At 57.2% G+C, this 24718-nt stretch carries 17 protein-coding genes; 9 read left to right on the top strand and 8 right to left on the bottom strand.

Features of this window, described 5'->3' with window-relative positions; translation table 11 throughout:
• Positions 1-69: 69 nt before the first annotated feature.
• The 5 genes from infA to trxB form a co-directional block, all read right to left on the bottom strand.
• A complete protein-coding gene (gene infA, locus FHW76_RS05555; protein ID WP_001040187.1) occupies positions 70-288 on the bottom strand; it encodes a translation initiation factor IF-1 in 219 nt (72 codons plus the stop codon).
• A gap of 351 nt (positions 289-639) precedes the next feature.
• Positions 640-1344, bottom strand: a complete 705-nt coding sequence (aat, locus tag FHW76_RS05550) for a leucyl/phenylalanyl-tRNA--protein transferase (protein WP_008805841.1) — start codon at positions 1342-1344, stop codon at positions 640-642.
• 39 nt (positions 1345-1383) lie between these two features.
• On the bottom strand, positions 1384-3105 hold the full coding sequence (gene cydC, locus FHW76_RS05545; protein ID WP_183476371.1) for a heme ABC transporter ATP-binding protein/permease CydC: 1722 nt from the start codon (positions 3103-3105) through the stop codon (positions 1384-1386).
• Positions 3106-4872 (bottom strand): heme ABC transporter permease/ATP-binding protein CydD, encoded by a 1767-nt coding sequence (gene cydD, locus FHW76_RS05540; protein ID WP_022065907.1) that lies wholly within the window; start codon positions 4870-4872, stop codon positions 3106-3108.
• A 114-nt stretch (positions 4873-4986) separates the two neighbouring features.
• Positions 4987-5955 carry a thioredoxin-disulfide reductase gene (trxB, locus tag FHW76_RS05535; protein WP_012542328.1) on the bottom strand — a complete coding sequence of 323 codons (969 nt, stop codon included), beginning with the start codon at positions 5953-5955 and terminating at the stop codon, positions 4987-4989.
• A gap of 532 nt (positions 5956-6487) precedes the next feature.
• Here trxB and lrp point away from each other — a divergent pair.
• The 9 genes from lrp (at position 6488) to FHW76_RS05490 (ending at position 20265) form a co-directional block, all read left to right on the top strand.
• Positions 6488-6982, top strand: coding sequence for a leucine-responsive transcriptional regulator Lrp (lrp, locus tag FHW76_RS05530; protein WP_000228469.1), 495 nt, complete (start codon positions 6488-6490; stop codon positions 6980-6982).
• A 135-nt stretch (positions 6983-7117) separates the two neighbouring features.
• Positions 7118-11239, top strand: a complete 4122-nt coding sequence (gene ftsK / locus FHW76_RS05525; RefSeq protein ID WP_183476368.1) for a DNA translocase FtsK — start codon at positions 7118-7120, stop codon at positions 11237-11239.
• Positions 11240-11361: 122 nt separating this feature from the next.
• A complete protein-coding gene (gene lolA, locus FHW76_RS05520) occupies positions 11362-11973 on the top strand; it encodes an outer membrane lipoprotein chaperone LolA (protein WP_004201368.1) in 612 nt (203 codons plus the stop codon).
• An 8-nt stretch (positions 11974-11981) separates the two neighbouring features.
• Positions 11982-13325, top strand: coding sequence for a replication-associated recombination protein RarA (gene rarA / locus FHW76_RS05515; protein ID WP_183476365.1), 1344 nt, complete (start codon positions 11982-11984; stop codon positions 13323-13325).
• A 91-nt stretch (positions 13326-13416) separates the two neighbouring features.
• Positions 13417-14709: a serine--tRNA ligase gene (gene serS / locus FHW76_RS05510; RefSeq protein WP_008805848.1), complete on the top strand. Its 1293-nt coding sequence runs from the start codon at positions 13417-13419 to the stop codon at positions 14707-14709.
• Positions 14710-14909: 200 nt separating this feature from the next.
• Positions 14910-17348: a dimethylsulfoxide reductase subunit A gene (gene dmsA, locus FHW76_RS05505; RefSeq protein WP_183476362.1), complete on the top strand. Its 2439-nt coding sequence runs from the start codon at positions 14910-14912 to the stop codon at positions 17346-17348.
• 10 nt (positions 17349-17358) lie between these two features.
• Complete coding sequence (locus FHW76_RS05500) at positions 17359-17976, top strand: DMSO/selenate family reductase complex B subunit (protein ID WP_110221032.1); 618 nt, start codon at positions 17359-17361, stop codon at positions 17974-17976.
• 1 nt (position 17977) lies between these two features.
• Complete coding sequence (locus FHW76_RS05495; protein ID WP_012968620.1) at positions 17978-18841, top strand: dimethyl sulfoxide reductase anchor subunit family protein; 864 nt, start codon at positions 17978-17980, stop codon at positions 18839-18841.
• Between the two features lie 275 nt (positions 18842-19116).
• On the top strand, positions 19117-20265 hold the full coding sequence (locus FHW76_RS05490; protein ID WP_023322277.1) for an MFS transporter: 1149 nt from the start codon (positions 19117-19119) through the stop codon (positions 20263-20265).
• Between the two features lie 165 nt (positions 20266-20430).
• Here FHW76_RS05490 and pflA read toward each other — a convergent pair whose 3' ends face one another.
• From pflA to focA, 3 genes are all read right to left on the bottom strand, one after another.
• Complete coding sequence (gene pflA, locus FHW76_RS05485) at positions 20431-21171, bottom strand: pyruvate formate lyase 1-activating protein (protein ID WP_002898145.1); 741 nt, start codon at positions 21169-21171, stop codon at positions 20431-20433.
• Positions 21172-21362: 191 nt separating this feature from the next.
• Positions 21363-23645 carry a formate C-acetyltransferase gene (pflB, locus tag FHW76_RS05480; RefSeq protein WP_008805852.1) on the bottom strand — a complete coding sequence of 761 codons (2283 nt, stop codon included), beginning with the start codon at positions 23643-23645 and terminating at the stop codon, positions 21363-21365.
• A gap of 51 nt (positions 23646-23696) precedes the next feature.
• Positions 23697-24554, bottom strand: a complete 858-nt coding sequence (gene focA / locus FHW76_RS05475) for a formate transporter FocA (protein WP_008805853.1) — start codon at positions 24552-24554, stop codon at positions 23697-23699.
• Between the last annotated feature and the right edge of the window lie 164 nt (positions 24555-24718).

Raw genomic sequence — 24718 nt, 5'->3', positions numbered from 1 at the left:
GGCGGCAGATATGAAAAGACCGGGAATTATCCCGGCCTTCAGCATCTGACGCCTTAAGGGCGAAAACAATCAGCGACTACGGAAGACAATGCGGCCTTTGCTCAGGTCGTACGGGGTCAGCTCAACAGTCACTTTGTCGCCCGTCAGAATGCGGATGTAGTTTTTACGCATTTTACCGGAAATATGCGCAGTTACCACGTGACCGTTTTCCAGTTCTACGCGGAACATAGTGTTAGGCAACGTTTCAAGTACGGTGCCCTGCATTTCAATATTGTCTTCTTTGGCCATCTAGTCCTCTGGGGTATCACTACCGTAGTTTTGAACCGGCAAGATAATGCCGAAGTTCATCATGTAAGTAAAGTTTTACGTATCTACCCTGAATCATTCGCCTTGCCGCAAGGTGCGCAGTCAGCACACCGGCAACGGATATATGACGGGTATGAATCGCCGAAGTAGTTTTGGCGCATTGCCCGGAACACACACGGCTATGCCGCGTGACAGGCGCAAACGTAAAGGGGAGTGACAGAACGATGGGCGTTATCTGACTCTTATTATTCCCAAACGGCGGCGGGGCAACAGGCAGAAGCTACTCTACCGCGCAATTATACCATCCTGACGCAAAATGTGCTGAAAACATTTTTATTGCGCGCCCGGAAATAGCACCCGCGGCACCCAAAATAGCTCGGGCAGGCGGTAGCCGCGTAATACTGACAGGTAGTCAAGATAATCGCGGCGGGGAATATCCACCGCGCCTAATGAGGCGGTATGGTTGTTCAGTACCTGGCAGTCGATTAATTTACCACCACTCTGCGTAAAAGCCTGACAGAATACCAGCAGCGCGGTTTTGGAGGCATTTTCTGCCCGGCTGAACATCGATTCGCCGCAAAACAGCGCCCCCTGCGCCACGCCGTACATTCCACCTACCAGCGTATTCTCTTGCCAGACTTCAATGGAATGGGCATGGCCCAGCTCATGGAGTTGGTGATAGGCGCGAACGATACTGCTGGTTATCCAGGTGCCTTCGTCACGATCGCTGGCGCAGCCTTCAATGACCTCACCAAAGGCATGATTCAGCGTGACGCGATAAGGCGAACGCTGATGAAAACGCTTCATGCTGCGGCTGAGATGAAACTGTTCCGGCCAGAGCACCGCCCGGGGATCGGGCGACCACCAGAGGATCGGGTCGCCAGGAGAAAACCATGGAAAGATACCGCGCTGATAGGCCATCAGCAGACGTGCCGGGCTCAGATCGCCGCCGAGCGCCAGCAGGCCGTTAGGTTCACGCAGGGCGCCTTCCGGGGAAGGGAAGGCGATAGAATGCCGGGAGAGCTGAACCAGACGCATTTTAACCTCAATACGCATCAGCAAAAATTAGATAATAGCCTACAGACGCTGTTTAAACTGGAAGTACCGGCCCTGTTTAGCGAGCAGATCCGCGTGACTACCTTGCTCAATTATCTGGCCGTTGTCCATGACTATTATCTGATTAAAACGCGCCAGGCCCCGCAGGCGGTGAGTCACCATCAGCACGGTTTTCTCGCGCATCACTTCCGCCAGAAGATGCAGGATCTGGCTTTCGGTGGCCGCATCCAGGCCTTCTGTCGGCTCATCGAGCAGCATCAGCGGCGCATCGTGGAGCAGTGCGCGGGCAATCGCCAGCCGGCGCAGTTCGCCGCCGGATAGCTGGCGCCCGCCTTCCCCCAGCCAGCTGTTCAGTCCGCCATCTTCCAGCAGTTTTTCCAGCCCCACTTTCTCGAGGGTCGCGCAGAGCGCGGTATCGTCAGCGTCTGGCGCCGCCAGCAGCAGGTTGTCGCGCAGCGTAGCGCTGAACAGGTGCACGCGCTGCGGCACCACGCTCATCGCCTGACGCAGGGTGGCTTCGCTGGGCTGGGACAGCGGCTGGTCGTTGAGCAAAATCTCTCCCTGCGTTGGATCCCAGGCCCGGGTGAGGAGTTGCAACAGCGTCGACTTTCCGCAGCCGGTCCGGCCAAGAATGGCGATGTGCTCTCCGGCGGCAATCTGCAGGGAGATATTCTCCAGGGCGGGGGAGGGTTGGTGCGGGTAGCGGAAGGTAACCTGGGTGAAGGTTAAGGCCACCTGCGCAGGCACGCTGGCTTCACCCTCGACGAAAGTGACCTCCGGCTGCTGGTCGGTGATCTGCGAGATCCGCCGTGCGGAGGCGATCACCTGACCTAAATGCTGGAAAGCGCCAGTGACTGGCGCCAGGGCTTCGAAGGCCGCCAGGGCGCAGAAAACAAACAGCGCGATCAGCGCCCCTGGCTGGCTGTTACCCCCGATGCCGGCGGACGCCAGCCAGAGCATGGCCACCACGGCGATGCCGCCGATTAATAGCATTACTGCCTGCGAAAGCGCGGTCAGCTCGGCCTGACGGCGCTGTGCGTCCTGCCAGCTGAGCTCGGTCTTTTCCATTTGCGCGCGGTAGCGGTCGCTGGCGTTAAACACCATCAGCTCTGCCTGGCCCTGCAGCCAGGCAGTGAGCTGTTGGCGATACTGGCCGCGCAACTGCGTCATACTTTCGCCGGCTGGTTTACCTGCGCGATAGAACAGCGGCGGCATAACCAACAGGGTGACCAGCATGATGCCGCCGAGCGTCAGCGCAAGGGTAACGTCGAGCAGGCTTAATCCGCAGGTGACCACTACAATCACCACCAGCGCGCCGACCAGCGGTGAAATCACCCGCAGGTAGAGATGATCCAGGGTATCGACATCGGCCACCACCCGGTTGAGCAGTTCACCCTGGCGAAAGCGCGCCAGCCCCGCGGGAGAGAGGGGGAGTAGTTTGCTGAAGGTGAAGACGCGCAGGTGCTGCAGCACGCGGAAGGTCGCGTCATGACTGACCAGACGCTCGAAGTAGCGCCCGGCGGTACGGATAATCGCCGCGCCGCGGACGCCCGCGGCAGGCAGCATATAGTTAAAACTGTAGATCCCGGCGACACCCACCACCGCTGAGGCGGAGAGGAACCAGCCGGAGAGCGTCAGCAGGCCGATGCTGGCCAGCAGAGTCACGATGGCCAGCACGACGCCGAGCAGCAGCATCCATTTATGGCGTTTATAGAGCGCCAGATAGGGTAAAAGTGCGCGCATTTAAATCTCCTCCTGACGATGGGCCAGCAGCGCCGAGAAGACCCCACCGGCACGGGCCAGCGTGGCGTAGTCGCCTTGTTCGATAATCTGTCCGTCCTGCATGACCCAGACGGCATCCCAGTCAGCCAGTCCCTCGAGCTGGTGGGTGACCAGCAGCGTGGTTTGCTCGGTGGAGGCATGGGTCAGGGCCTGCATCACCCGTTGTTCGCTATGGGCGTCGAGGCTGGCGGCGGGTTCATCCAGCAACAGCAGGCGGCAGGGCACCAACAGCGCGCGAGCAACCGCGATACGCTGCGCCTGACCTACCGACAGACGACCCGCCTGATCGCCCACGGCGGTATGGATCCCGTCCGGCAACAGGGCGATAAACTCACTGACCCAGGCCTTGTCCAGCGCCAGTCGAAGCTGGGCATCGCTGGCTTCGGGCCATGCCAGCAGCACATTTTCCCGCAGCGTGGCGGCAGGTAGTTGAGGATTCTGTCCCACCCAGCTTAACAGGCGGCGCCAGCGATCGGCGTCCAGTTCGCGCAGCTCTGCGCCGTTCACCTTCAGCGAGCCCTCGTAGGGCAAAAAGCCGAGCAGTGTGTTCAGCAGCGAACTTTTCCCGGAGCCGCTCTGACCCACCAGCACAACGCGTGCGCCAGCAGGCAGTGAAAAGTTAAGCGGCCCGGCCAGGACTTTACCTTCCGGAGATTTGATCACCAGATCGCGCGCTTCCACGCCAATCAGATCGTTATCATTTAAGGTTTTTTCGCCGCGCTCCAGCTGGGTCAATGGGGTTTCCATAAACGTTTTCAGGCTGTCTGCGGCGCCCACGGCCTGGGCTTTGGCATGGTAGAAAGTGCCCAGGTCACGTAACGGCTGGAAAAATTCCGGCGCGAGGATCAGCGTCAGGAAGCCTGCCATCAGCGTGACGCCCGCGCCATAGTGGCCGAAGTTCAGCTCGCCAAGGTAAGAGAAGCCAAAATAGACCGCCACCAGCGCAATGGAGAGGGAGGTGAAAAACTCCAGCACCCCGGAGGAGAGGAAGGCCAGACGCAGGACTTCCATGGTGCGTTGGCGAAAATCCTGCGAGGCGTCGCGAATATTATCGATTTCTGCCTGACCGCGGTGAAAAATACGCAGGGTTTCCATGCCGCGCAGGCGATCGAGGAAATGGCCGCTCAGGCGGGCCAGCGCCTGGAAGTTACGCCGGTTGGCATCGGCGGCACCCATCCCGACCAGCGCCATGAAAAGCGGGATCAGCGGGGCGGTGCCGAGGAGGATCAATGCGGCGGCCCAGTTAATCGGGAAAATAGTGATAACGATCAGCAGCGGCACGCAGGCCGCCAGCGTCATCTGGGGCAGGTAGCGCGCATAATAATCGTGCATATCATCGATCTGCTCAAGGATAAGCGTTGCCCAACTGCCGGCCGGTTTGCCCTGGATCCAGGCGGGGCCCGCCTGCTGGAGGCGGTCGAGAACCTGACGGCGAATTTCATAGCGGATATGCTGCCCGGCCTGAAAACCAACCCGCTCACGCAGCCAGACCACCCAGGCGCGCAGCACAAAGACCAGTACCAGCAGCGTCAGCGGCAGCAGCAGGGCGGTTGCCGGAATATTTTCCATCACCATCCGGTGCAGGATCCGCGCCAGGAACCAGGCCTGCGCGACGATCAGCAGACCGCTTGCCACGCCAAGCAGGCGGGAAATCATCAACCAGCGACGGGAGATAATACTTTGCTGTTTTAACCAGCGGGTTAACTCTTGTTGACGGGTTTTATTCATTGCGCGATTTGCAGGTATCGTTATGGGAATATTGGGCACGGCAATGTTACATCGCGGCAAAAATAAAGGCGACTTTTCGTCGCCTTCTTTACCTTTGTTACTGACTTGTAAAGATTATTTGCAAGCGTCGGCCAAACCGTCCAGGTAACGCTCGGCGTCCAGCGCCGCCATGCAGCCGGTGCCAGCGGAGGTGATCGCCTGACGATAGATATGGTCCATGACATCGCCAGCGGCAAATACGCCCGGGATACTGGTTTGCGTGGCGTTGCCGTGGATCCCGGACTGCACTTTGATATAGCCGTTTTCCAGTTCCAGCTGACCTTCAAAGATGGCGGTGTTCGGGCTGTGGCCAATGGCAACGAACAAGCCTGCCACTTCCAGAGACTCGACGTTGTCGCTGTTTTTGGTATCGCGCAGGCGCAGGCCGCTGACGCCCATCTGGTCGCCGGTCACCTCTTCGAGGGTGCGGTCGGTATGCAGCACGATGTTGCCGCTCGCCACTTTATCCATCAGACGTTTGATGAGGATTTTTTCCGCGCGGAAGGCGTCGCGGCGGTGGATCAGATGCACCTCAGAGGCAATATTGGACAGATACAGAGCCTCTTCAACCGCGGTGTTACCGCCGCCGATCACCGCCACTTTCTGATTGCGATAGAAGAATCCGTCACAGGTGGCGCAAGCTGAAACGCCACGGCCTTTAAACGCCTCTTCCGATGGCAGACCGAGGTAGCGCGCCGATGCGCCGGTGGCAATGATCAGCGCATCACAGGTGTACTCACCGCTATCGCCTGTCAGACGGAACGGACGGTTTTGCAGATCGACGCGGCTGATGTGGTCGAAAATAATTTCCGTTTCAAATTTCGCGGCATGTTCGTGCATGCGCTCCATCAGCAGCGGGCCGGTGAGATCGTTAGGATCGCCCGGCCAGTTTTCCACTTCCGTCGTGGTGGTCAGCTGACCGCCTTTTTCCATCCCGGTGATCAGCACCGGCTGCAGGTTGGCGCGTGCGGCATAGACCGCCGCGGTGTATCCCGCAGGTCCAGAACCAAGGATAAGCAGTTTACTGTGTTTGGCTGTGCCCATGAGATCCCCATAATAATTGGCATACATTGGGCAGAGATTGTAGGGAATTTGTTGTCGTAAAAAAAGAGCGCAGCGATTTTGTTAACGATGTGTGCAATAGAAGCGACCGATGAATTGGCGATTTTACCGGCAAAGAATATAACTATTTCTACTGTCAGCGGGACAATTATAAGACGAAAAAATGAGAATCAACCAGGGGGGATGATGAATATCTGGCATCTTGTACTAAAAATCGATGTTTTGCTTTGACAATCCCCTGTGCTTTTGCGAAAACATTCATGGAAGAAGAAAAGCAGTATTTAGCGTGCGGCGAATTTTCATGCACGCAAATGCCATTTTTATCCGGGTTAACGAAATCTACGCATGGTGTGGACAGACGCCATGCGTGATGTCGGTGACTGCCGTCAGGCAACGGGCTTCTCACGTACCCCTGGGTTACCCATTGTCGTACGGGTAATAACAGGATGGGCTCTGGCAGTGAAGGCACAGAGCCGGAACAGGAGTAGGGAAGGAATACAGAGAGACAATAATAATGGTAGATAGCAAGAAGCGCCCTGGCAAAGATCTCGACCGCATTGATCGTAACATCCTGAATGAATTGCAAAAAGATGGGCGAATTTCTAACGTCGAGCTTTCTAAACGGGTGGGACTTTCTCCGACGCCTTGCCTTGAGCGCGTGCGTCGTCTTGAAAGACAGGGTTTTATTCAGGGCTATACGGCGCTGCTCAACCCGCATTATCTGGATGCATCACTTCTGGTATTTGTTGAGATTACTCTGAATCGTGGCGCACCGGATGTGTTTGAGCAATTTAACGCCGCAGTGCAAAAACTTGAAGAAATTCAAGAGTGTCATCTGGTTTCCGGTGATTTCGACTACCTGTTGAAAACCCGCGTACCGGATATGTCAGCGTATCGTAAATTACTGGGCGAGACCTTGCTGCGCCTGCCGGGCGTAAACGACACCCGTACCTACGTGGTGATGGAAGAAGTCAAGCAAAGTAATCGTCTGGTTATTAAGACGCGCTAACACGGAACAGGTGCAAAATCGACGTAGTTTGATTACACTCCTGTTAATCCATACAGCAACAGTGCCGGGGAGACCCGGCGCTGTTGTCCGTTTTAGCAGCAGGCAGGAAACAGCCTGATACCTGGAGAGCCTTTCTTGAGCCAGGAATACACCGAAGACAAAGAAGTCAAACTAACCAAACTCAGCAGCGGGCGCCGACTCCTTGAGGCGATGCTCATCCTTTGCTCCCTCTTCGCCATCTGGCTGATGGCGGCACTACTGAGCTTTAACCCCTCGGATCCAAGCTGGTCGCAGACGGCGTGGCATGAGCCTATTCATAATTTAGGCGGCGCCCCTGGAGCCTGGCTTGCCGATACCCTCTTTTTCATTTTTGGCGTCATGGCCTACACCATCCCGGTCATCATTATTGGCGGATGCTGGTTTGCCTGGCGGCATCAGGAAAACGACGAATACATTGATTATTTCGCCGTTTCCCTGCGCCTCATTGGCGCGTTAGCCCTGATCCTGACCTCCTGTGGTCTGGCAGCCATTAACGCCGATGATATCTGGTACTTTGCCTCGGGCGGAGTGATCGGCAGCCTGCTGAGCACCACGCTGCAACCGCTGCTGCACAGCAGCGGCGGCACCATCGCCCTGTTATGCATCTGGGCGGCCGGCCTGACGCTGTTCACCGGTTGGTCGTGGGTCAGCATTGCGGAAAAATTGGGCGGCGGGATCCTGTCGGTACTCACCTTTGCCAGCAACCGTACCCGTCGCGATGATACCTGGGTCGATGAAGGCGAATACGAAGATGACGATGAAGAGTACGACGACGAAGAGGCGGCAACCCCTCAGGAGTCGCGTCGTGCCCGTATTTTACGCAGCGCGCTGGCGCGACGTAAGCGTCTGGCCGAGAAGTTTACCAACCCCATGGGGCGTAAAACCGACGCGGCGCTTTTCTCCGGCAAACGGATGGATGACGGTGAAGAGGCGGTGCAATACAGCGCCAGCGGTGCGCCTGTCGCCGCCGACGATGTCCTGTTTTCCGGCGCCAGCGCGGCACGTCCCACAGAGGATGATGTGCTGTTCTCCGGCGCCAGCGCCGCGCGCCCTGGAGATTTCGACCCTTACGATCCGTTGCTGAATGGTCATAGTATTGCTGAGCCCGTGGGCGCAGCGGCGGCGGCCACTGCCGCGCCACAGGCGTGGGCTGAATCCGCGGCTGGCCATCAGGGCGCTGCGCCTGCTTATCAGCCGGAAGCGGGTTACCCGCCGCAGGCGTACCAGCCTGAGCCGGCGCCGTATCAGCAGCCGGTTTACGATCCGCATGCTGGTCAGCCGGCGCCGCAGGCGTACCAGCCAGAGCCGGCGCCGTATCAGCAGCCGGCTTATGCTTCGCATGCTGCTCAGCCTGCGCCGCAGGCGTATCAGCCAGAGCCGGCGCCGTATCAGCAGCCGACTTACGATCCGTATGCCGCTCAGCCTGCGCCGCAGGCGTACCAGCCAGAGTCGGCGCCGTATCAGCAGCCGGCTTATGCTCCGCATGCCGGTCAGCCGGCGCCGCAGGCGTATCAGCCAGAGCCGGCGCCGTATCAGCAGCCGACTTACGATCCGTATGCCGCTCAGCCTGCGCCGCAAGGGTATCAGCCAGAGCCGGCGCCGTATCAGCAGCCGACTTACGATCCGCATGCCGCTCAGCCTGCGCCGCAGGCGTATCAGCCGCAAAGCGCGCCAGTGCCGTCACCGGAGCCAGAACCAGAGGTTGCGCCGGAAGAGGTGAAACGTCCACCGCTCTATTACTTCGAAGAAGTCGAAGAGAAGCGGGCACGTGAACGCGAGCTGCTGGCCTCCTGGTATCAGCCAATTCCGGAGCCGGAAAGTCCGATTGCCACTAAACCGCTGACGCCGCCAGCCTCCTCGTCCAAACCGCCAGTGGAGACAACCGTGGTCTCTGCGGTCGCGGCAGGGGTGCATCAGGCAACGGCCGCCAGCGGCGGCGCGGCGGCGGCAACCTCGGCGACGGCCGCATCCGCTGCGGCTGCGCCATTGTTCAGCCCGGCATCCAGCGGACCGCGGGTCCAGGTGAAAGAAGGTATTGGTCCAAAACTACCGCGACCAAACCGCGTTCGTGTCCCGACGCGTCGGGAGCTGGCCTCTTACGGCATCAAGCTACCGTCGCAACGGGAGGCGGAACAGCGTGCGCGGCAGGCGGAGCGCGACCCCCATTATGACGATGAGCTGCTCTCGGATGAGGAAGCGGATGCTATGGAGCAGGATGAACTGGCTCGCCAGTTCGCCGCCACCCAGCAGCAGCGCTATGGCCATCGCTGGGAAGACGATAACGCGACTGATGACGATGACGCCGACACTGCGGCGGAAGCGGAGCTGGCGCGCCAGTTTGCCGCCACCCAGCAGCAGCGCTACTCCGCTGAGCAGCCGCCGGGCGCTAATCCGTTCTCGCCGGCGGATTATGAATTCTCGCCGATGAAAACGCTTGTCAATGAGGGGCCGAGCGAGCCGCTGTTTACGCCGACGCCGGAAGTCCAGCCGCAACAACCGGCCCCGCACTATCAACAACCGGCCGCCGCTCCGCAGCAGGGTTATCAACCTGCGCAGCACCAGCCGGTACACCCTCAGCCAGTGCCGCCGCAGCCTTACCAGACTGCACCGCAGCCCGTGCAGCAGCAACAGCCGGTTGTCCCGCAGGGGCATCAGCCTGCCGCGCCCGCGCCGCAGGAGAGCCTGATCCACCCGCTGCTGATGCGCAATGGCGATAGCCGTCCGCTGCAAAGACCGACCACGCCGTTGCCGTCGCTGGATCTGTTAACCCCACCACCCAGTGAAGTCGAGCCGGTGGATACCTTTGCTCTCGAGCAGATGGCGCGACTGGTGGAAGCACGTCTGGCCGATTTCCGCATTAAAGCGGATGTGGTGAACTACTCGCCGGGGCCGGTGATCACCCGCTTCGAACTGAATCTGGCGCCTGGCGTCAAAGCGGCTCGAATCTCTAACCTGTCACGCGATCTGGCGCGTTCGCTGTCGACGGTTGCCGTGCGCGTGGTGGAAGTGATCCCGGGTAAACCGTATGTCGGTCTTGAGCTGCCGAATAAAAAGCGTCAGACCGTCTATCTGCGTGAAGTGCTCGACAACGCCAAGTTCCGCGATAACCCATCGCCGCTGACCGTGGTGCTGGGTAAAGATATCGCTGGCGACCCGGTGGTAGCTGACCTGGCGAAAATGCCGCACCTGCTGGTTGCTGGTACTACCGGTTCCGGTAAGTCAGTCGGTGTGAACGCCATGATCCTCAGCATGCTCTACAAAGCGCAGCCGGAAGATGTGCGTTTCATCATGATCGACCCGAAAATGCTCGAGCTGTCGGTCTACGAAGGTATTCCGCATCTGCTGACGGAAGTGGTCACCGACATGAAAGACGCCGCCAATGCGCTGCGCTGGAGCGTCAACGAGATGGAGCGCCGCTACAAGCTGATGTCAGCGCTGGGCGTGCGTAACCTGGCGGGCTATAACGAGAAGATCGCCGAGGCCGCGCGCATGGGGCGTCCGATTCCGGATCCGTACTGGAAGCCGGGCGACAGCATGGATGCCGTACATCCGGTGCTGGAAAAACTGCCGTATATCGTGGTGCTGGTGGACGAGTTCGCCGACCTGATGATGACCGTCGGCAAGAAGGTGGAAGAGCTGATTGCCCGTCTGGCGCAAAAAGCGCGTGCGGCGGGGATCCACCTGGTGCTGGCGACGCAGCGTCCGTCGGTAGATGTTATTACCGGCCTGATTAAGGCCAACATTCCGACGCGCATCGCCTTTACCGTGTCGAGTAAAATTGACTCGCGTACCATTCTCGATCAGGGCGGCGCGGAATCGCTGCTGGGTATGGGGGATATGCTTTACTCCGGACCGAACTCTACCACGCCGGTGCGCGTCCACGGGGCATTTGTACGCGACCAGGAAGTCCACGCTGTGGTTCAGGACTGGAAAGCCCGCGGCCGTCCGCAGTACGTCGATGGTATTACCTCCGACAGCGAAAGCGAAGGCGGCGGCGGTGGTTTCGACGGTGGTGAAGAGCTGGACCCGCTGTTCGATCAAGCGGTCAGTTTTGTGACTGAGAAGCGCAAAGCGTCGATTTCCGGGGTCCAGCGTCAGTTCCGCATTGGCTATAACCGTGCAGCACGCATTATCGAACAGATGGAAGCGCAGGGGATCGTCAGCGAACAGGGCCATAACGGTAACCGCGAAGTGCTGGCGCCGCCGCCCTTTGAATGAGTGCAAAGTTGGGTAAATAAGCGCAAAATCAGCCAATTCTTCTGTTCCGCCGCCGTCGGCGGTCCTACATTAGGGACAGAAGAGGCTCCCGCGTCGGGAGTGACGCACATTAAGGAATAACAATGAAAAAACTCGCAATCACCTGTGCATTACTGTCTGGTATGGTCGTCAGCCAGGTCTGGGCAGATGCGGCCAGTGACTTAAAAAGCCGTCTTGATAAAGTGAGCAGTTTCCATGCCAGCTTCACGCAGAAAGTCACCGACGGCAGCGGTAACGCCGTCCAGGACGGACAGGGCGACCTGTGGGTAAAACGTCCGAACCTGTTTAACTGGCATATGACCCAGCCAGATGAAAGCGTTCTTGTCTCGGATGGCAAAACGCTGTGGTTCTACAACCCGTTCGTTGAGCAGGCTACGGCGACCTGGCTGAAAGATGCTACCAGCAACACGCCGTTTATGCTGATTGCCCGCAACCAGTCCAGTGACTGGCAGCAGTACAATATCAAACAAAACGGCGATGATTTTGTGCTGACGCCGAAAAGCGGCAGCGGTAACCTGAAGCAGTTCACGATCAACGTCGGTCGGGACGGCACCATCCATCAGTTCAGCGCCGTCGAGCAGGATGACCAGCGCAGCAGCTATCAGCTGAAGTCGCAGCAGAACGGCGCCGTCGACGCATCTAAGTTCACCTTTACGCCGCCGAAAGGGGTGACGGTGGACGATCAACGTAAGTAGAGGCGAAAGTGAGCAATCTGTCGCTCGATTTTTCCGACAACGCGTTTCAACCTCTGGCCGCTCGCATGCGGCCAGAAAATTTAGCGCAGTATATTGGCCAGCAGCATCTGCTGGCGCCGGGTAAACCCCTGCCGCGGGCGATTGAAGCCGGGCATCTGCATTCAATGATCCTCTGGGGGCCGCCGGGCACCGGCAAGACCACCCTCGCGGAAGTGATTGCCCGCTACGCCAGCGCCGATGTCGAACGGATCTCGGCGGTGACCTCAGGGGTGAAAGAGATTCGCGAGGCTATTGAGCGCGCGAGGCAAAATCGCAACGCCGGCCGGCGGACCATCCTGTTTGTTGACGAAGTGCATCGCTTTAATAAAAGCCAGCAGGATGCCTTTCTGCCCCATATTGAAGACGGCACCATCACTTTTATTGGCGCGACCACCGAAAACCCCTCCTTTGAGCTTAACTCGGCGCTGCTCTCCCGCGCCCGCGTCTACTTACTGAAATCGCTGACCACCGACGATATCGAGCGGGTGCTTGACCAGGCGATGAACGATAAGTCCCGCGGCTACGGCGGGCAGGATATTATTCTGCCGGAAGAGACCCGCAAGGCCATCGCCGAACTGGTGAACGGCGACGCGAGGCGGGCGCTGAATACCCTGGAAATGATGGCTGATATGGCCGAGAGCGATGACTCGGGCAAGCGGGTGCTGAAGGCGGAACTGCTGACCGAGATCGCTGGCGAGCGCAGCGCGCGCTTTGATAACAAAGGCGACCGGTTCTACGATTTGATTTCTGCTCTGCATAAGTCGGTGCGCGGTAGCGCGCCGGATGCGGCACTTTACTGGTATGCGCGGATCATCACCGCCGGCGGCGATCCGCTGTACGTTGCCCGCCGCTGTCTGGCGATAGCCTCGGAAGATGTCGGCAACGCCGACCCACGGGCGATGCAGGTCGCCATTTCGGCGTGGGATTGCTTTACCCGCGTCGGGCCGGCGGAAGGCGAACGGGCGATTGCCCAGGCCATTGTCTATCTGGCCTGCGCGCCGAAAAGCAACGCCGTCTACACCGCCTTTAAAGCGGCGCTGTCCGACGCGCGGGAGCGTCCTGACTACGACGTTCCGGTGCATCTGCGCAATGCGCCGACGAAGCTGATGAAAGAGATGGGTTACGGACAGGAGTATCGTTACGCTCATGACGAACCCAACGCCTACGCCGCCGGCGAGCAGTACTTCCCGCAGGAAATGGCGCAAACGCGCTATTATCACCCGACAAACCGGGGGCTTGAGGGCAAAATTGGCGAAAAGCTCGCCTGGCTCGCTGAACAGGATCAAAATAGCCCGATAAAACGCTACCGCTAATTGAGGCGTTGCGGTAAGGTTATTACTCTATTTCCGTGGTCGTAGTCTGCGGCCACTTTTCTTTATTTAATTCGATAAGCACAGGATAAGCATGCTCGATCCCAATCTGCTGCGTACCGAGCCAGACGCAGTCGCAGAAAAACTGGCACGCCGGGGCTTTAAGCTGGATGTAGATAAACTTCGCGCGCTTGAAGAGCGTCGTAAAGTTCTGCAGGTGCAAACGGAAAACCTGCAGGCGGAGCGTAACTCCCGATCGAAATCCATTGGCCAGGCGAAAGCGCGCGGGGAAGACATCGAGCCATTACGCCTGGAAGTGAACAAACTCGGCGAACAGTTGGATGCTGCAAAGTCCGAGCTGGAAACGCTGCTGGCGGAAATTCGCGATATCGCGCTGGCGATCCCGAATATTCCTCATGATGATGTGCCGGTTGGCCGTGACGAAAACGACAACGTTGAAGTCAGCCGCTGGGGCACGCCGCGCCAGTTCGATTTTGAAGTGCGCGATCACGTGACGCTGGGGGAAATGCACGGGGGGCTGGATTTTGCCGCCGCCGTTAAGCTGACTGGTTCGCGTTTTGTGGTGATGAAAGGCCAGCTGGCCCGTCTGCACCGCGCCCTGGCGCAGTTCATGCTGGATCTGCACACCGAACAGCATGGCTATAGCGAAAACTATGTCCCGTACCTGGTGAACCAGGACACGCTGTATGGCACCGGCCAGTTGCCGAAATTCGCTGGCGACCTGTTCCATACTCGTCCGCTGGAAGAAGAAGCCGACAGCAGCAACTACGCGCTGATCCCGACGGCGGAAGTGCCGCTGACCAACCTGGTACGCGATGAAATCATCGACGAAGACGACCTGCCGATCAAAATGACCGCCCATACGCCGTGCTTCCGCTCTGAAGCCGGTTCCTATGGTCGCGACACCCGCGGTCTGATCCGCATGCACCAGTTCGACAAAGTTGAAATGGTGCAGATCGTGCGTCCGGAAGACTCCATGGCCGCGCTGGAAGAGATGACCGGTCACGCCGAGAAAGTGCTGCAGCTGCTGGGTCTGCCGTACCGTAAGGTCGCGCTGTGCACCGGCGATATGGGCTTCAGCGCCTGCAAAACCTACGACCTGGAAGTGTGGGTTCCGGCGCAGAACACCTACCGTGAAATCTCTTCCTGCTCTAACGTCTGGGATTTCCAGGCGCGTCGTATGCAGGCCCGCTGCCGCAGCAAGTCCGACAAGAAGACTCGCCTCGTTCATACTCTGAATGGTTCTGGTCTGGCGGTAGGTCGTACCCTGGTGGCGCTGATGGAAAACTATCAGCAGGCCGATGGCCGTATTGAGATCCCGGAAATTCTGCGCCCGTATATGCGTGGCCTCGAATATATCGGGTAATTTTTTCTTCCTCTCTTTTAAAAGCGCCTGCGGGCGCTTTTTTTACGCCCTTATTGATACCGGGCAATAATCCATTCTACGAATGCAGTGATACTCCCTTTGGATTAAATCAGCATAAAAAACCAATAATATTTCAAAGCAATATATATATGACTATATAGCGCTTTTCAGTTTATTGTGAGCAACCAAAGCGAGTATCCATGAAAATTAAAGCCCCCGATGCTTTACTGGCTGCTGAGGTAAGCCGCCGTGGTCTGATGAAAACCACGGCAATAGGCGGCCTGGCGCTGGCCAGCAACGCACTAACATTACCCTTTACCCGACTGGCGCATGCCGCCGATACGCCGGCACCCGCCAACGAGAAGGTGGTCTGGAGTGCCTGTACCGTCAACTGCGGCAGCCGCTGCCCGCTGCGCATGCACGTGGTGGACGGCGCGATTAAATACGTCGAAACCGATAATACCGGTGACGATAACTATGACGGTTTGCACCAGGTCCGCGCCTGCCTGCGCGGGCGTTCGATGCGCCGCCGCGTCTATAACCCGGATCGCCTGAAGTACCCGATGAAGCGCGTTGGCAAACGCGGGGAAGGGAAATTCGAGCAAATCAGCTGGGAAGAGGCGTTCGATACTATCGCCAGCAATATGCAGCGGCTGATTAAAGAATACGGCAACGAATCCATCTATCTGAACTACGGCACCGGTACGCTCGGCGGCACGCTGACTAGTTCCTGGCCGCCAGGAAAAACGCTGATTGCCCGTCTGATGAACTGCTGCGGCGGTTATCTGAACCACTATGGCGATTACTCTTCGGCGCAGATTGCCGAGGGCCTCAATTATACCTACGGCGGCTGGGCCGACGGCAATAGTCCATCGGATATTGAAAACAGCCAGCTGGTGGTGCTGTTCGGCAATAACCCCGGCGAAACGCGGATGAGCGGCGGCGGGGTGACATACTACCTTGAACAGGCGCGGCAGAAATCCAATGCCCGGATGATCATCATCGATCCGCGCTATACCGACACCGGCGCCGGACGCGAAGATGAATGGATCCCGATTCGCCCCGGCACCGATGCGGCGCTGGTATCGGGTCTGGCGTGGGTGATGATCACCGAGAATCTGGTCGATCAGCCGTTCCTCGATAAATACTGCGTGGGATACGACGAGAAAACGCTGCCCGCCGGTGCGCCAGCCAATGGTCACTACAAAGCTTACATTCTTGGCCAGGGCACGGACGGTATCGCCAAAACGCCGGAGTGGGCCTCGACGATTACCGGTATTCCGCGCGAACGCATTGTTAAACTGGCGCGCGAAATTGCCACCGCCAAACCGGCCTATATCAGCCAGGGTTGGGGGCCGCAGCGTCACGCCAACGGCGAAATCGCCACCCGGGCTATCTCGATGCTCGCTATCCTGACGGGTAACGTCGGGATCAACGGCGGCAACAGCGGCGCGCGCGAGGGCTCTTACAGCCTGCCCTTTGAGCGCATGCCGACGCTGGAGAATCCGGTTCAGACCAGTATCTCGATGTTTATGTGGACCGACGCTATCGAGCGTGGTCCGGAAATGACCGCGCTGCGCGACGGCGTTCGTGGCAAAGATAAGCTCGATGTGCCGATCAAAATGATCTGGAACTATGCGGGCAATTGCCTGATTAACCAGCACTCAGAGATCAACCGTACCCACGAGATCCTGCAGGACGACAAGAAGTGCGAGATGATCGTAGTCATCGATTGCCATATGACCTCGTCCGCGAAATACGCCGATATTCTGCTGCCGGACTGCACCGCCTCCGAGCAGATGGATTTCGCGCTGGATGCCTCCTGCGGCAACATGTCCTACATCATCTTTGCCGATCAGGCCATCAAGCCGCGTTTCGAATGCAAAACTATCTATGAGATGACCACCGAGCTGGCAAAACGCCTCGGTGTGGAGCAGCAGTTTACCGAAGGCCGTACCCAGGAAGGCTGGATGCGCCATCTGTATGAACAGTCGCAGAAAGCGATTCCTGACCTACCAGATTTCGACACCTTCCGCCAGCAGGGCATTTATAAGCAGCGCGATCCGCAAGGACACCATGTGGCCTACAAAGCCTTCCGCGAGGATCCGCAGGCCAATCCGCTGACCACGCCGTCGGGCAAGATCGAAATCTACTCGCAGGCGCTGGCGAAAATCGCGGCCACCTGGGAGCTGCCGGAAGGGGATGTTATCGATCCACTGCCGATCTACACCCCGGGCTTCGAAAACTACAACGATCCATTGACGGCGAAATACCCGCTACAGCTGACCGGCTTCCACTATAAATCGCGCGTTCACTCAACTTACGGCAACGTCGATGTACTGAAGGCCGCCTGTCGGCAGGAGATGTGGATTAACCCGATCGACGCGAAGCAACGCGGCATTGCCAACGGCGATCGCATTCGCATCTTCAACGACCGCGGAGAAGTGCATATTGAAGCGAAGGTGACGCCGCGCATGATGCCGGGCGTTGTCGCGCTGGGGGAAGGGGCCTGGTATAACCCGGACGCTTCACGGGTGGATCAGGCGGGCAGCATTAACGTGCTGACCACCCAGCGTCCGTCGCCGCTGGCGAAGGGGAACCCGTCGCATACCAACCTCGTCCAGGTTGAGAAGCTGTAAGGAGTAACCGATGACAACTCAGTATGGATTTTTTATTGATTCCGCCCGTTGCACCGGTTGCAAGACCTGCGAACTGGCCTGTAAGGATTACAAGAACCTGACCCCGGAGGTCAGCTTCCGCCGCATCTATGAGTATGCCGGTGGCGACTGGCAGGAGGATAACGGTGTCTGGAATCAGAACGTTTTTGCTTATTACCTCTCCATCGCCTGTAACCACTGCGAAGATCCGGCCTGCACCAAGGTCTGTCCGAGCGGGGCAATGCACAAGCGTGAAGATGGTTTTGTCGTGGTCAACGAAGAGGTGTGCATTGGCTGCCGTTACTGCCATATGGCCTGCCCGTACGGCGCCCCGCAGTACAACGCCGACAAGGGCCACATGACCAAGTGCGACGGTTGCCATGAGCGCGTCGCCGAGGGGAAAAAGCCGATCTGCGTCGAGTCCTGCCCGCTGCGGGCGCTTGATTTCGGGCCGATTGCCGAGCTGCGTGCTAAGCATGGCCAGCTGGCCGCGGTAGCCCCGCTGCCGTCGGCGCACTTTACCAGGCCGAGTATCGTTATTAAACCTAACGCCAATGCCCGGTCGTGTGGCGATACCACCGGTTACCTGGCGAATCCGAAGGAGGTGTGAGATGGGAAACGGATGGCATGAATGGCCGCTGATGATCTTTACTGTCTTCGGCCAGTGCGTCGCGGGCGGGTTTATCGTCATGGCCCTGGCGCTGATGACGGGCAATCTTTCTCGCGAGCAGGAGCAGCGCGTGGTTGGGAGTATGTTTGGCCTGTGGGTATTGATGGGGATCGGGTTTATCGCCTCGACAATGCACCTCGGTTCGCCGCTACGGGCCTTTAACTCGCTGAATCGCGTGGGAGCCTCGTCGCTGAGTAATGAGATAGCCAGCGGGGCGATCTTCTTCGCCGTCGGCGGGATTGGCTGGCTACTGGCCGTGTGTAAAAAACTGCCTGCCGGCCTGCGTAGCCTGTGGCTGATAGTCACCATGGTGCTGGGCGTGATCTTCGTCTGGATGATGGTGCGGGTATACAACACCATCGACACGGTGCCGACCTGGTACACCGTCTGGACGCCGCTGAGCTTCTTCCTGACGCTGTTTATCGGCGGTCCGCTGCTGGGCTACCTGCTGCTGCGCGTGGCAGGCGTTGACGGCTGGGCGCTGCGCTTGCTGCCGGTGGTCACTTTGTTGGCGCTGCTGGCGAGTATTGTCGTGGTCCTGATGCAGGGGAGTGAACTCGCTACTATTCACAGTTCAATCCAGCAGGCCTCCGCTCTGGTGCCGGATTACGGGTTGCTTATGGCCTGGCGTATGGTGCTGCTGGCGCTGGCCCTGGCCTGCTGGTGCGTGCCGCAGATCCGCGGCCGCAAGCCGGCGGTCTCGCTGCTTAGCCTGGCGTTTGTTCTGGTGCTGGCGGGAGAGATGATTGGCCGCGGCGTATTCTATGGTCTGCATATGACCGTGGGGATGGCTATCGCCAGTTAATCGGCGTCATCATGCCGGCGGTCATACGCCGGCATGATGAAAACGTGCTGTCGATAGATGAAATTTTTCAACTGAAATCAACGTCGACATTTATTAATAAATTAAGAAAAACAACAGTGTATTATCTGTTGCCTCACCTTTACCCATTCTGTGGATAAAAAACTTCTATCGTAGCCTGCAAAACCGCATCACGCCTGATTTCAGGTGGATTGACAATGTTTTTAGCGGTGGCATGATGCGCTCGCGATCTGAACATTCCTCACGGTTTTTTACCCATGACCATCTACACCCGGCCAGTGCAAATGCTGCTCTGTGGCCTGCTTTTATTGACCCTGGCGATAGCGGTGCTGAATACGCTCGTCCCGCTCTGGCTCGCCCATGAAAATATGCCAACCTGGCAGGTCGGCATGGTGGGGTCATCCTATTTTACCGGCAACCTGGCCGGTACGTTGCTGGCTGGTTGGGTGATTAAGCGCCTTGGGTTTAACCGCAGCTATTATCTCGCGTCGTTAATTTTCGCCGTCGGCTGCGTAGGGCTGGGGATCACCGTTGGCTTCTGGACGTGGCTGAGCTGGCGGTTTATCGCTGGCGTAGGCTGCGCGATGATTTGGGTGGTGGTGGAAAGCGCGCTGGTCTGTAGCGGGACTTCCCGCAGCCGCGGCCGTCTGCTGGCGGCGTACATGATGGTCTATTATGTCGGTACCGTACTGGGCCAGCTGATGGTCAGTAAGTTACCTACCGATTTAATGAGCGTCCTGCCGTGGGTGACTGGCCTGGCGCTGGCGGCGATCCTGCCGCTGCTGTTCACCCGTATTATGGGACAGGCTGAAGAGCCGCACGAAACAGTTCGTATCTGGCCAATGCTGAAGCTGCGCCAGGCGCGCCACGGGGTCAATGGCTGTATTATCTCGGGGATTGTCCTCGGTTCGCTGTATGGCCTGATGCCGCTGTGGCTGAACCATCAGGGTGTGAGCGACTCCGGCATTGGCTTCTGGATGGCGGTGATGGTGAGCGCGGGGATCCTCGGCCAGTGGCCGGTAGGGCGCCTGGCTGACCGCTATGGCCGTCTGCTGGTGCTGCGGGTGCAAGTCTTTGTGGTCATTCTGGGCTGTATGGCGATGCTGAGTCAGGCGGCAATGGCCCCGGCGCTGTTTGTGCTTGGGGCATCCGGTTTCACGCTGTATCCGGTGGCGATGGCCTGGGCCTGCGAAAAAGTCGAACATCACCAACTGGTGGCGATGAATCAGGCGCTGCTGATGAGTTATACCATCGGCAGTCTGCTGGGCCCGACCCTGACAGCAATGCTGATGCAGAATTTCTCAGACAATCTGCTGTTTATCATGATCGCCAGCGTGTCGTTTATCTATCTGCTGACCCTGCTGCGTAAAGCCGGGCATCATCCGACGCCGGTGGCGCACGCATAACCATTCTGACGTGCAGCGAAGGCTGCACGTCATCTGTTTCTATCGCATGTTTTCCACTGCAGAGAGACGGCATTGCGCTTTTCATGAGGATCAACGGCGGGGCTGGAATGATTTCCAGTGTCGCTTCGGGCCGGCGTAAGCGCACCACCGACCCTGATGAGGCTCTTAGTACATCACCTTGTGACCATACTGCTCAAGAATGCCTTTCACCCGCTCCATGGTCTCTTTTTTCGGCGGATGAACGCCGTCCAGCTTGTACTCTTCGCCCATCGCTACCCATTTGTGTTTGCCCAGCTCATGGTAGGGCAGCAGTTCAATTTTCTCGACGTTGCCCATATCGCGGGTAAATTCGCCCAGGCGGTGCGCGGAGTCATCATCGTCTGACCAGCCCGGAACCACGACGTAGCGGATCCAGACATTGATATTCTTTTTCGCCAGATACTGGGCAAACTCGAGGGTGCGGTGGTTGGAAACGCCGACCAGGTTCTGGTGGATCTCATCGTTCATCTGCTTAAGATCCAGCATGACCAGGTCAGTCACCTCCAGCAGTTCGTCGATAACCGGATCGTAGCGACGGACAAAGCCGTTGGTATCGAGACAGGTATGAATGCCTTCCTTTTTACAGGCGCGGAACCAGTCGCGAACAAACTCCGCCTGCAGGATCGCTTCGCCGCCTGATGCCGTGACGCCGCCGCCGGAGGCATTCATAAAGTGACGATAGGTCACTACCTCTTTCATTAACTCTTCAACGGTGATTTCTTTGCCGCCGTGGGTATCCCAGGTGTCACGGTTATGGCAGTACAGGCAGCGCATCAGGCAGCCCTGGAAAAAGGTAATAAAGCGGATGCCCGGGCCATCAACGGTGCCACAGGATTCAAAGGAGTGAATGCGACCAATAACTGACATTGCGGTGTTTTCTCCAGATGTGGCCCATCCGGGGCCGTGTTGGTGCACAGCTCAGCGGCTGCGTCGAGTCTGTTTTGACAGGTACCCAAAGTATAGATAACTGGCAAAGCAGGCTGGGGCGGGGATCACTTGTTAAAAAGGCCCCACTGATGTGGGGCCTTTATTGTACGCTTTTTCAGTCAGACTGGGAATTACATGGTCTGAGTGAAGGTACGGGTAATAACGTCCTGCTGCTGTTCTTTGGTCAGGGAGTTAAAACGTACGGCGTAGCCAGATACGCGGATGGTCAGCTGCGGATATTTTTCCGGGTTTTCCATCGCGTCGAGCAGCATTTCGCGGTTCATGACGTTCACGTTCAGGTGCTGGCCACCTTCGATGGACGCTTCGTGGTGGAAGTAACCATCCATCAGACCGGCCAGGTTGGTCTTACGAACTTCGTCATCTTTACCCAGCGCGTTCGGCACGATAGAGAAGGTGTAAGAGATACCATCTTTCGCGTAAGCAAACGGCAGTTTAGCAACGGAAGTCAGTGAGGCAACAGCACCTTTCTGGTCACGACCGTGCATCGGGTTAGCACCTGGTCCGAACGGCGCGCCAGCGCGACGACCGTCTGGGGTGTTACCGGTTTTCTTACCATATACCACGTTAGAGGTGATGGTCAGAACAGACTGAGTCGGGATAGCGTTGCGGTAGGTGTGCAGTTTCTGAATTTTCTTCATGAAACGTTCAACCAGGTCAACGGCCATGTCATCGACGCGAGCATCGTTGTTACCAAACTGCGGGTATTCGCCTTCGATTTCGAAGTCGATAGCCAGACCGTCTTCGTCACGAATCGGTTTAACTTTCGCATATTTGATAGCAGACAGGGAGTCAGCAGCAACGGACAGACCAGCGATACCACACGCCATGGTGCGGATAACGTCACGGTCGTGCAGCGCCATCAGAGAGGCTTCGTAGCTGTACTTGTCGTGCATGTAGTGGATGATGTTCAGCGCGGTGACATACTGTTTCGCCAGCCAGTCCATGAAGTGATCCATGCGATCCATGACTTCGTCGAAGTTCAGGACGTCGCCTTTGATCGGTTCAGATTTCGGACCTACCTGCATTTTCAGTTTTTCATCCACGCCGCCGTTGATAGCGTACAGCATGGTTTTCGCGAGGTTAGCACGAGCACCGAAGAACTGCATTTGCTTACCAACAACCATCGGGCTTACGCAGCATGCGATAGCGTAGTCGTCGTTGTTGAAGTCCGGACGCATCAGGTCATCGTTCTCATACTGCAGAGAAGAGGTATCGATGGACACTTTAGCCGCGAATTTCTTGAAGCTCAGTGGCAGTTTTTCAGACCACAGGATAGTAATGTTCGGCTCCGGAGACGGCCCCATGGTGTACAGGGTGTTCAGGAAGCGGAAGCTGTTTTTGGTGACCAGAGTACGGCCGTCAACACCCATACCGCCGATGGATTCTGTTGCCCAAATCGGGTCGCCGGAGAACAGTTCATCATATTCCGGGGTACGCAGGAAGCGAACCATACGCAGTTTCATGACCAGGTGGTCAACCATTTCCTGCGCGTCTTGCTCGGTGATTTTACCGGCCTGCAGGTCACGTTCGATGTAGATATCCAGGAAGCTGGAGGTACGACCGAAGGACATTGCTGCGCCGTTCTGAGATTTCACGGCAGCCAGGTAACCGAAGTAGGTCCACTGGATAGCTTCCTGAGCAGTCGTTGCCGGACCGGAGATGTCGTAGCCATATTTAGCCGCCATCTCTTTGATCTGACCCAGTGCACGGTGTTGTTCAGAGATCTCTTCACGCAGACGGATGGTCGCTTCCAGATCTTCGCCGCTTTCCAGTTTTTCTTGCAGAGACTGGAACTGAGCGTATTTGTCTTTCATCAGGAAGTCGATACCGTACAGCGCAACGCGACGGTAGTCACCGATGATACGACCACGGCCGTAAGCATCCGGCAGACCGGTCAGCACGCCGGATTTACGGCAGTTCAGGATGTCTTTGGTGTAAACATCAAATACGCCCTGGTTGTGGGTTTTACGGTACTCGGTAAAGATTTTTTTCAGCATCGGATCCAGCTCGCGATTGTACGCTTTGCAGGAACCTTCAACCATTTTAATACCACCGAACGGGATGATCGCACGTTTCAGCGGCGCTTCGGTCTGCAGACCAACGATTTTTTCCAGACCTTTCTCGATATAGCCAGCGTCGTGAGAGGTGATGGTGGAAGCCAGGGCAGTGTCAAAATCAACAGGCGCGTGAGTGCGGTTTTCCTGTTTTACACCTTCCATTACGGTGTCCCACAGCTTGGTGGTCGCTTCAGTTGCGCCAGCCAGGAAGGATTCGTCGCCTTCATATGGGGTGTAGTTTTTCTGAATAAAGTCACGGACGTTGACTTCATTCTGCCAGTCACCTTTCGCAAAACCTTCCCAGGCTGTGGCTAACTTTTCATTAAGCTCGGACATGTAACACCTACCTTCTTAAGTGGATTTTTTATTTACTGCCTGAAACAACCCTTAGTGATGGTCGTTGCCACGCAGGTAAATGACCCAGTATGTCAACCCGACCAGCAAACCTCCGCCGATAATGTTCCCGATAGTCACCGGAATCAGGTTATCAGTGATGAAGTTCATAACGGTCAAGTGTGAGAAACTTTCCGGAGTTGAACCGATAGCGGTCCAGAATTCCGGGCTCGCAAAATTGCGGATTACGATACCCATCGGGATCATAAACATGTTGGCGATGCTGTGCTCAAAGCCGCTGGCAACAAACATCGCTACCGGCAGGACCATGATCATCGCTTTATCCATCAGGCTACGACCGGAATAGCTCATCCATACGGCGAGACAAACCATCAGGTTAGCGAGGATACCCAGGCTCACGGCCTCCACAAAAGTATGGTGCAATTTGTGGTCAGCGGTCTGCAGGACGTTTAGCCCCCAACCGCCGTTGGCAGTCATATATTCGCCTGATAACCACATCAGCAGCACAAACAGCAGTGCGCCCACCAGGTTACCAAAATAGACGTTGAGCCAGTTTTTTGCCAGTTGCCCCCAGGTGATTCGACCGCTGGCTTTCGCCACCACGATCAGCACAGTAGAGGTAAAGAGGTCAGCGCCGCAGATAACGCACAGAATCAGACCCAGGGAAAAACAGACCCCACCGATAAGCTTGGCAATCCCAAAAGGCATCGCGGCAGTGCCGGTGGTCGCGGTGATATAGAATACGAAAGCGATGGAGATGAAAACGCCAGCGGTGATCGCCAGATAAAAGGTCTTCATCGGATGCTTCGTTGCTTTATAGACACCTGCTTCTTCGGCGACTTTCGCCATCGCGGCAGGGAGCAAAAGATCAAAAGGGTTGTCAGCTTTCACACTAACTCTCTCTTTATATAAGTTGGCGGTGAGATACTAACAAAGCATTATAGAAGGGAAATTGATATAGATCATATCTCACCGGGACTATATGCCTTTTTAGTGTGTGGTTTTTGCTTGTTTGATGCTTAACTATTTGAATTTTTTATGGAAAATAAATTTTA

It is taken from the genome of Klebsiella sp. RC2 (assembly GCF_014192815.1).
Taxonomy (GTDB): Bacteria; Pseudomonadota; Gammaproteobacteria; order Enterobacterales; family Enterobacteriaceae; genus Klebsiella; species Klebsiella variicola.
This window is presented reverse-complemented; position numbering and strand designations above follow the sequence as displayed.

What these genes read in the sequence shown, in the direction of transcription:
- lrp (WP_000228469.1), top strand. Translation starts at nt 6,488, where the DNA reads ATGGTAGATAGCAAGAAGCGCCCTGGCAAAGATCTCGACCGCATTGAT.
- dmsA (WP_183476362.1), top strand. Translation starts at nt 14,910, where the DNA reads ATGAAAATTAAAGCCCCCGATGCTTTACTGGCTGCTGAGGTAAGCCGC.
- FHW76_RS05500 (WP_110221032.1), top strand. Translation starts at nt 17,359, where the DNA reads ATGACAACTCAGTATGGATTTTTTATTGATTCCGCCCGTTGCACCGGT.
- cydC (WP_183476371.1), bottom strand. Translation starts at nt 3,105, where the DNA reads ATGCGCGCACTTTTACCCTATCTGGCGCTCTATAAACGCCATAAATGG.
- infA (WP_001040187.1), bottom strand. Translation starts at nt 288, where the DNA reads ATGGCCAAAGAAGACAATATTGAAATGCAGGGCACCGTACTTGAAACG.
- FHW76_RS05490 (WP_023322277.1), top strand. Translation starts at nt 19,117, where the DNA reads ATGACCATCTACACCCGGCCAGTGCAAATGCTGCTCTGTGGCCTGCTT.
- trxB (WP_012542328.1), bottom strand. Translation starts at nt 5,955, where the DNA reads ATGGGCACAGCCAAACACAGTAAACTGCTTATCCTTGGTTCTGGACCT.
- serS (WP_008805848.1), top strand. Translation starts at nt 13,417, where the DNA reads ATGCTCGATCCCAATCTGCTGCGTACCGAGCCAGACGCAGTCGCAGAA.
- aat (WP_008805841.1), bottom strand. Translation starts at nt 1,344, where the DNA reads ATGCGTCTGGTTCAGCTCTCCCGGCATTCTATCGCCTTCCCTTCCCCG.
- pflA (WP_002898145.1), bottom strand. Translation starts at nt 21,171, where the DNA reads ATGTCAGTTATTGGTCGCATTCACTCCTTTGAATCCTGTGGCACCGTT.
- FHW76_RS05495 (WP_012968620.1), top strand. Translation starts at nt 17,978, where the DNA reads ATGGGAAACGGATGGCATGAATGGCCGCTGATGATCTTTACTGTCTTC.
- cydD (WP_022065907.1), bottom strand. Translation starts at nt 4,872, where the DNA reads ATGAATAAAACCCGTCAACAAGAGTTAACCCGCTGGTTAAAACAGCAA.
- lolA (WP_004201368.1), top strand. Translation starts at nt 11,362, where the DNA reads ATGAAAAAACTCGCAATCACCTGTGCATTACTGTCTGGTATGGTCGTC.
- pflB (WP_008805852.1), bottom strand. Translation starts at nt 23,645, where the DNA reads ATGTCCGAGCTTAATGAAAAGTTAGCCACAGCCTGGGAAGGTTTTGCG.